We start from the raw sequence: 6,722 nt of genomic DNA, 5'->3' as shown, positions 1-6,722 counted from the left end.
TGCAGGTGCGCGAACGCGAAGTGCAGGCGGTTGTCGATCCGCAGGTGCGGATGGCGCCGATCGCAGGCCGTGAGCCTGCAGTACGGGCGCCCGCGGGCCGCGACGTGCAGGTGCGCGAACGTGAGGTGGCGTCTGCACCGGTCGCTTCGCCTGCGCCTTCCAGTGGCAGTGCCGCAACCTCCGCCCCCGCAGCCCAGGGCAGCGCGGCTGCGGTGAGCAGTCCCGCGGCGCGCCCATCAGCCGCCGCCACGACACCGGCACAGGCCGGTGCCCGCCCGACGCCGACCCCGGGCAACTGGGCTACGCCGGCCCGGGGCGACGACTGGGGGGCCTCGGATCGCACTCGTGATGGCGCCCGCAGCGGCGCCGCGCAGGCGAGCAGCGCGGGCCGGGGCAACGGCCTGTTCAACGCCGACGGCAGCGTGCGTGTACCGGGGCAGGACGGCCCCGGCAATGCGGAGCGTGGCGCTCCCGGGGGGGACAACGACGGCTGGAGCAAGGAACGCATCGCCCAGTCGGGGACATGGCTGAAGCGACCGCCCTACGACTACACGCCCACCTCGTTCGACAAATACTGGGTGCCGCAGGAGTCGCTGCTGGCCGAGTGGGTGCGCAAGGGCGTCAAAGCGATGGAGATTCCGCTTCCCGGCACCAGCACCCGGATTTCCTGCGTCATCTCCATTCTGCAGGCGGGTGGCGGCTGCGGCCTGACCGACCCGAACATGCAGGACCAGCCGGCCGTGGCCCGGCCGCCGCCGGATATCCCGTTCAAGAAGGAACTGCAGGAAGACAATGGGAGCCGCTAGCGGCTCCCATTGTCCACGCATGTTTCCTTATCCCCGCGCCGTTGGCGCGCCCCCTTTGAACAACAAGGGGGCTCTTCGCCGGAACCATTGCGGGCGGCCGGCCTTGGTCGGCGTCGCCCCTTTACTCGCTCTGTGACAGGAACACCCAGAACGGCACGTCGCGGCCGACCCAATCCCGGCTGGCTTCGTCCAGCACGTCGAGCAGGGTGTCGAAATCCTTGGCTGCGCCAGCGCGCAGCGCGTCGACATCCGCCAGGAACAGCGCATAACCGCTGGCCGGCAGCCACTGCAGGTCGCGAAGATTGTCCGACAGGGCATCCCAGTTGCCGCCGAAACCGGCCGGGAAGTCCAGCTGCGCGGACAGCCGCGCCAGCAGGGTGCGCTTGTCGGTCACGCCCTCCAGATCGATGCGGATCACCTTCAGGCCGGCATCGCGCATGGCCGCGGCAAGCGCGCCGATGTCCGCGCTGTCGATGGCATACACGCCGGCGTTGTTGATGTCGTGCAGGCCGAGGCCGAAATCATCGTGGCTCATCGAGCGTCTCCGGGGGATGGAACGGTGAAGCTGCGGAATGAGCCGTAATGGTCATCGGTGTAGTACCACGCCTCTGCTGGATCGCCGCCCGTGACGATGCGGCGTGCCCCCCGGTTGCCCGCACCGGGGGTGTCGACCGTGTACTCGCGGTAGTAGCCACGCGGCCGCTGCGGCAGGCGCTGCTCGCGGTTGCCGAAGGTGCTGCCATCCTGGCGGTGCGGGAAGGGCCCGCCCCGCTGGATCAGGGTGATGGTCTGGCGTGCTTCGGCGGGAAGGAAGGCGGGCAGGCCGCTGCGTGCGCCATCGCCGTGTGCCGGGGTCGGGGCACTCCGGGCCGGAGCGCCCTGCAGGTCCGGCGCGAACTGCGGTGCCGGCGGCCGCTGCATGACGTGGTTGACGACCAGGCCGAGCAGCAGCAGGGCGATGGCAGTGATCAGCAGCCGGGGGTTGCGCATGGGCACGAACGGGTGAGGGTGGTGCATGCACTGTAGCGCCTGTGCGCTGCACGCTGCATGAGGAACCGCCGCGTCACCGCTGCGTAACAATTGCCGGCATGCTCACCGGCAGGACGCAATTTCCTTTACATCCCCCTTGGTAATCTAGTGGTCTGTCCCCATCATTCACCGCGCTACACCCGACACCGTCGGGTGCCCTCGCAATCAGGAGATGCATCATGGCCTATACCCTGCCCAAGCTGTCCTACGCCTACGACGCGCTGGAGCCGCATATCGACGCGGCGACGATGGAGATCCATCACACCAAGCATCACCAGACCTACATCAACAACGTCAACGCGGCGCTGGAAGGTACCGAGTACGCTGACCTGCCGGTGGAAGAGCTGGTGAAGAAGCTGAAGTCGCTGCCGGAGAACCTGCAGGGCCCGGTGCGCAACAACGGCGGTGGCCATGCCAACCACTCGCTGTTCTGGACGGTGATGGCGCCGAACGCGGGCGGCAACCCGGTGGGCGACGTGGCCAAGGCCATCGACAAGGACCTGGGCGGTTTCGACAAGTTCAAGGACGCCTTCACCAAGGCGGCGCTGACCCGCTTCGGCAGCGGCTGGGCATGGTTGAGCGTCACCCCCGACAAGAAGGTCGTGGTGGAAAGCACCGGCAACCAGGACAGCCCGCTGATGGAAGGCAACACGCCCATCCTCGGTCTGGACGTGTGGGAGCACGCGTACTACCTGAAGTACCAGAACCGTCGTCCGGAATACATCGGCGCGTTCTTCAACGTCATCGACTGGAACGAAGTCGAGCGCCGTTACCAGGACGCGATCGCCTGAAGGCGGTGACGGGATGACATGAGAAGGCCGGGGGAGACCCCGGCCTTTTTGTTTGCCAGCTTCTGGACGTCGGGCGGGACCTGGTGGGTGCCGACCTTGGTCGGCACCCACCGGGGCCGAGGGCGGGCCTATTCCGCGGTGGCCGTATCGCCCTGCAGGCGCAGGGTGGCCATCATCCCCAGGCGCAGTCCAGGCAGCTCGCCGTCGGCAGGCAGCAGGATGGGCTGCTGGCGGATGCCGCCGAAATGCTTGACCTGGAACAGCACATCCAGACCGTGACCGCTGGCGCCGCCGGCACCGGAGGCTGACGCTTCCGCCCGGCCGCCCGGGCTGCGCCGGGCCGGCTGGAAGCCCGGCGTTGCGCGCACCAGTTCCACCGTGCCGGCGGAAAAATCGCCTGCGATCACACTGGGCAGGCCTTCTGCGGTCGCGCTGATCCAGGCCATGAGATCGCTGGTCTGGTGCTGGCGGGCCGCCGCTTCATCCGGCTCCGGGCGCAGGCGGGTCACGTAGACATTGACCAGGGCCTCGCCCAGCCGCAGCCGCATCATGCCCGCCGCGCTGAACGTACCGGGCGGGTGCAGCAGGGTCACGCCATCCTCGCTGACCGGCAGCCGCGTCAGCATCGCATTGCCGTGCCGCAGCGGCTGGCTGGGCGGGTCGGCCGTGACGAAGTCGCAGCTGTAGCGCAGCCGGTTGGCCAGCCAGCAGGCCGGGTTGCGCCCCTGCTGCTGCCGCACCTGCTGCACCGAGATGACGTCCGGCTGCAGCTCGGTCAACAGCTGCGCCACCTGTTCGCGGCGTTGCTTCCATTGCGCATCGTCCCGCCCGGGCAGTTCCAGGGCCGCCACGGTCAGCTGCCGGGCCTGCGCGTCGAGGGTCGCGGTGTCCGCGGCCTGTGGCCGCGCCGATGCCGGCAATGCAAGCAGCAACAGGCAGCAGCCGAGCAGGGGGCGGACGAGGACGAGGGCGCGCATAACGATAAGTTTACGCTTTTGTCGTGCAGGTGCCGTGACTTCCGGCAGGGCACCGGTACCGCCTGCCATGGATCGGCGGCGCTGTCATGCAGCCCCGCAGCGTGCTTCCAGCCCGCAGGTTCCGGTAACCTTGCGGCTTTCGCTTTGCAGGAATGCCTTACAGGATGAGCCACGACGCAGTCGCCCCCATCGCCGGCCAGGGAAAGATGCCGCGCCAGATCCCGTACATCATCGGCAATGAGGCCTGCGAACGGTTCAGCTTCTACGGGATGCGCAACATCCTGGTGCAGTTCCTGATCACCTCGCTGCTGCTGCAGGAGATCACTGCGGAAGGCCGTGCCGGTGAAGCCAAGGACATCATGCACAGCTTCATGATCGGCGTGTACTTCTTCCCGCTGCTGGGCGGCTGGCTGGCCGACAGGTTCTTCGGCAAGTACCACACGATCCTCTGGTTCAGCCTGGTCTACTGCGCCGGCCACCTGTGCCTGGCGCTGTTCGAGAACAGCCGCCAGGGCTTCTTCCTCGGCCTGGGCCTGATCGCGCTGGGTGCCGGTGGCATCAAGCCGCTGGTGGCCTCGTTCATGGGTGACCAGTTCGACCAGAGCAACAAGCACCTGGCCAAGCTGGTGTTCGATGCCTTCTACTGGATCATCAACTTCGGCTCGCTGTTTGCGTCGCTGCTGATTCCGCTGGTGCTGAAGAACTGGGGCCCGCAGTGGGCGTTCGGCATTCCGGGCATCCTGATGTTCGTGGCGACCTTCGTGTTCTGGCTTGGCCGCAAGCGCTACGTACTGGTGCCGCTGCCGCCGAAGGACCCGCATTCGTTCGCCAACGTGGCGCGCACGGCGCTGACCGCGCGGGTGGCGGGCCAGGGCCGTCCGGGCCTGGCGATCGCCGTGGCCGGCCTGGTGCTGGCGGTGGCATCGTTCGGTCTGGTCGGCTCGTTGGGCATCGTGATCTGCCTGTGCCTTGCGCTGGTGGCGATCCTGGCTGGTGTCGGTGGCGGCACCTGGCTGCAGCTGGACCGCGCCCGCGCGCACCATCCGGCCGAAGCCGTGGAGGGCGTGCGTTCGGTGCTGCGCGTGCTGGTGATCTTCGCGTTGACCACGCCGTTCTTCTCGCTGTTCGACCAGAAGGCCTCGACCTGGGTGCTGCAGGGACAGCAGATGCAGATGCCGAGCTGGTTCACCGCCTCGCAGATGCAGGCGCTGAACCCGCTGCTGGTGATGATCCTCATCCCGTTCAACAACCTGGTGCTGTACCCGGCCCTGCGCCGCTTCGGCTTCGAGCCGACCGCGCTGCGCCGGATGACCGCCGGCATCGCCTTCAGCGGCCTGGCCTGGATCGTCGTCGGCAGCATCCAGGTGGTGATGGATGGCGGCAATGCCATGTCGATCTTCTGGCAGATCCTGCCGTACGCGCTGCTGACCTTCGGTGAGGTCCTGGTGTCCGCGACCGGCCTGGAGTTCGCCTACAGCCAAGCGCCCCAGGCGATGAAGGGGGTGGTGATGAGCTTCTGGAACCTGACCACCACCATCGGCAACCTGTGGGTGCTGCTGTCCAATGCGGCCGTACGCAACGAAACGGTGACCCACCAGATCGCCGGCACCGGCTTGAGCGAGGCGGCCTTCCTGATGTTCTTCTTCGCCGGCTTCGCCTTCATCGCGGCGTTGGCCTTCGGTTGGTACGCGAAACGCTATCGTATGGTCGACAACTACCGCGCTGCCTGAGCCTGACATGACCCCCGTCAATCTGCTGTTGATCGCCATCACCGCCATCCTGTCATGGAGGGCGTTCAACCACCGCGCGCTGGCCGACCGCCTGATCCTGTGGCCACCGGCCATCGACCGCCACCGCCAGTACGACCGGCTGGTGACCTATGGATTCATCCACGCGGACTGGTCGCACCTGATCTTCAACATGATCACCCTGTTCTTCTTCGGGGGATTCATCGAGAGCGTGATGGTGCAGCTGACCGGCAGCTACCTGACCTATCCGGCGTTCTACATCGGCGCGCTGGTGGTCTCGATCCTGCCGAGCTACCTGAAGAACCAGAAGAATCCGAACTACCTCAGCCTGGGGGCTTCGGGTGCGGTGTCGGCGGTGCTGTTCGCCTTCATCCTGATCAAGCCGTGGTCGATCATCCTGGTGTTCTTCATCCCCGCACCGGCCATCGTGTACGCCGCGTTCTATGTCGGCTACAGCATCTGGATGGACAAGCGCGGCGGCGACCGCATCAACCACAGCGCGCACCTGGCCGGCGCGGCATTCGGCGTGATCTTCATGCTGGCCATGCAGCCGAGCATCTTCACCCACTTCCTGCGCGAACTGTCCAACCCGACCTTCCGCCTGGGCGGCGGTTGAGGGCCTGGGGTCGGATCCGCTGGATCCGACCCCGGGGCAGGGCCCCCGCTCGTGGTCAGGCCCGGGTCTGCTGGCCGTAGGTGTCCAGCAGGCGGGCGAAGACTTCCTCGCCGATACGCTGGAAGGCCTGCTCGTCGGTCTGGCCTTCCACGGCGAGCTGGAGCAGGCCCTCCAGCAGGGCGCGGTCGGTATCGGAATGGGAATCGCTGGGGTGCATCGGGGGCCTCCACGGCAGTCGCACGGTCTACGGTCGCAAGGGCCGTGCCAGCGTGGCCGGACCCCTCCGCAGGCGATAGCGGCCGCGGGCGCTCCAGCTTTAGGGTCGCAAACTGACGTGGAGGGCCTGGACTTGCCCCTGTTCAGGCTTCACGCGATCATGGCGCCCGGCTGCGCACCATCCACGCAGTCGCCGCAGGAGACAGTCCCATGGCTTCGGTCACGCCCCCCGGTCTGGCCTACGAGGTCGATCACGACCAGGCCAACCATCGCTTCACTGCCCGTGTGCGTGGACAGGTGGCGGTGCTCGATTACCAGATCAAGCGCAGACGCATGGTCATCACCCACACCGAGGTGCCCGAGCCGATCGCCGGCCGGGGCATCGCCGGCGAGTTGACCCGCGTGGCGCTGCGGTTCGCGCGGGAGCAGAAGTACAAGGTCGTGCCGGCGTGTGCCTACGCCGAGGCATTCCTGCAGCGGCATGAGGAGTATCACGACCTTCTGGCGGGATGACGCCAGCGGGCTACGCTTAAGCCAGG

At 67.2% G+C, this 6,722-nt stretch carries 8 protein-coding genes and 1 pseudogene; 5 read left to right on the top strand and 4 right to left on the bottom strand.

Annotated elements, in window-relative coordinates:
- A pseudogene (locus tag QMZ25_RS06265) lies at positions 1-806 on the top strand (hypothetical protein); the annotation flags it as partial.
- 121 nt (positions 807-927) lie between these two features.
- Here the strand turns inward: QMZ25_RS06265 and QMZ25_RS06260 are convergent.
- Together QMZ25_RS06260 and QMZ25_RS06255 are read right to left on the bottom strand one after the other, a co-directional pair.
- On the bottom strand, positions 928-1,341 hold the full coding sequence (locus QMZ25_RS06260; RefSeq protein WP_065175478.1) for a barstar family protein: 414 nt from the start codon (positions 1,339-1,341) through the stop codon (positions 928-930).
- Positions 1,338-1,796, bottom strand: coding sequence for a ribonuclease domain-containing protein (locus QMZ25_RS06255; RefSeq protein WP_053516903.1), 459 nt, complete (start codon positions 1,794-1,796; stop codon positions 1,338-1,340). The genes QMZ25_RS06260 and QMZ25_RS06255 overlap by 4 nt, the downstream gene beginning before the upstream one ends.
- Positions 1,797-2,014: 218 nt before the next feature.
- Between QMZ25_RS06255 and QMZ25_RS06250 the strand changes: the two genes are divergently transcribed.
- Positions 2,015-2,626 carry a superoxide dismutase gene (locus QMZ25_RS06250; protein WP_049458515.1) on the top strand — a complete coding sequence of 204 codons (612 nt, stop codon included), beginning with the start codon at positions 2,015-2,017 and terminating at the stop codon, positions 2,624-2,626.
- Between the two features lie 128 nt (positions 2,627-2,754).
- On the opposite strand, the gene QMZ25_RS06245 is transcribed toward QMZ25_RS06250, so the two are convergent.
- A complete protein-coding gene (locus QMZ25_RS06245; RefSeq protein WP_283219277.1) occupies positions 2,755-3,603 on the bottom strand; it encodes an endonuclease/exonuclease/phosphatase family protein in 849 nt (282 codons plus the stop codon).
- 164 nt (positions 3,604-3,767) lie between these two features.
- On the opposite strand from QMZ25_RS06245, the gene QMZ25_RS06240 reads away from it, so the two are divergent.
- Together QMZ25_RS06240 and QMZ25_RS06235 are read left to right on the top strand one after the other, a co-directional pair.
- Entirely contained in the window at positions 3,768-5,333 is a 1,566-nt protein-coding gene (locus tag QMZ25_RS06240) for an oligopeptide:H+ symporter (protein WP_053516906.1), read from the top strand.
- Between the two features lie 7 nt (positions 5,334-5,340).
- The gene (locus QMZ25_RS06235) at positions 5,341-5,967 is read left to right on the top strand and encodes a rhomboid family intramembrane serine protease (RefSeq protein WP_053516907.1); all 627 of its coding nucleotides are present in this window, start codon (positions 5,341-5,343) and stop codon (positions 5,965-5,967) included.
- Between the two features lie 55 nt (positions 5,968-6,022).
- Here QMZ25_RS06235 and QMZ25_RS06230 read toward each other — a convergent pair whose 3' ends face one another.
- Positions 6,023-6,184, bottom strand: coding sequence for a hypothetical protein (locus tag QMZ25_RS06230; protein ID WP_164972342.1), 162 nt, complete (start codon positions 6,182-6,184; stop codon positions 6,023-6,025).
- Between the two features lie 209 nt (positions 6,185-6,393).
- Between QMZ25_RS06230 and QMZ25_RS06225 the strand changes: the two genes are divergently transcribed.
- Positions 6,394-6,696: a GNAT family N-acetyltransferase gene (locus QMZ25_RS06225; RefSeq protein WP_053516908.1), complete on the top strand. Its 303-nt coding sequence runs from the start codon at positions 6,394-6,396 to the stop codon at positions 6,694-6,696.
- Positions 6,697-6,722: the final 26 nt, after the last annotated feature.

The sequence above is a fragment of the Stenotrophomonas sp. RS-48 genome (assembly GCF_030053245.1).
GTDB classification, from domain to species: domain Bacteria; phylum Pseudomonadota; class Gammaproteobacteria; order Xanthomonadales; family Xanthomonadaceae; genus Stenotrophomonas; species Stenotrophomonas maltophilia_P.
The sequence above is the reverse complement of the archived record's forward strand: the minus strand, read 5'-3'. Positions and strand labels throughout refer to the sequence as shown.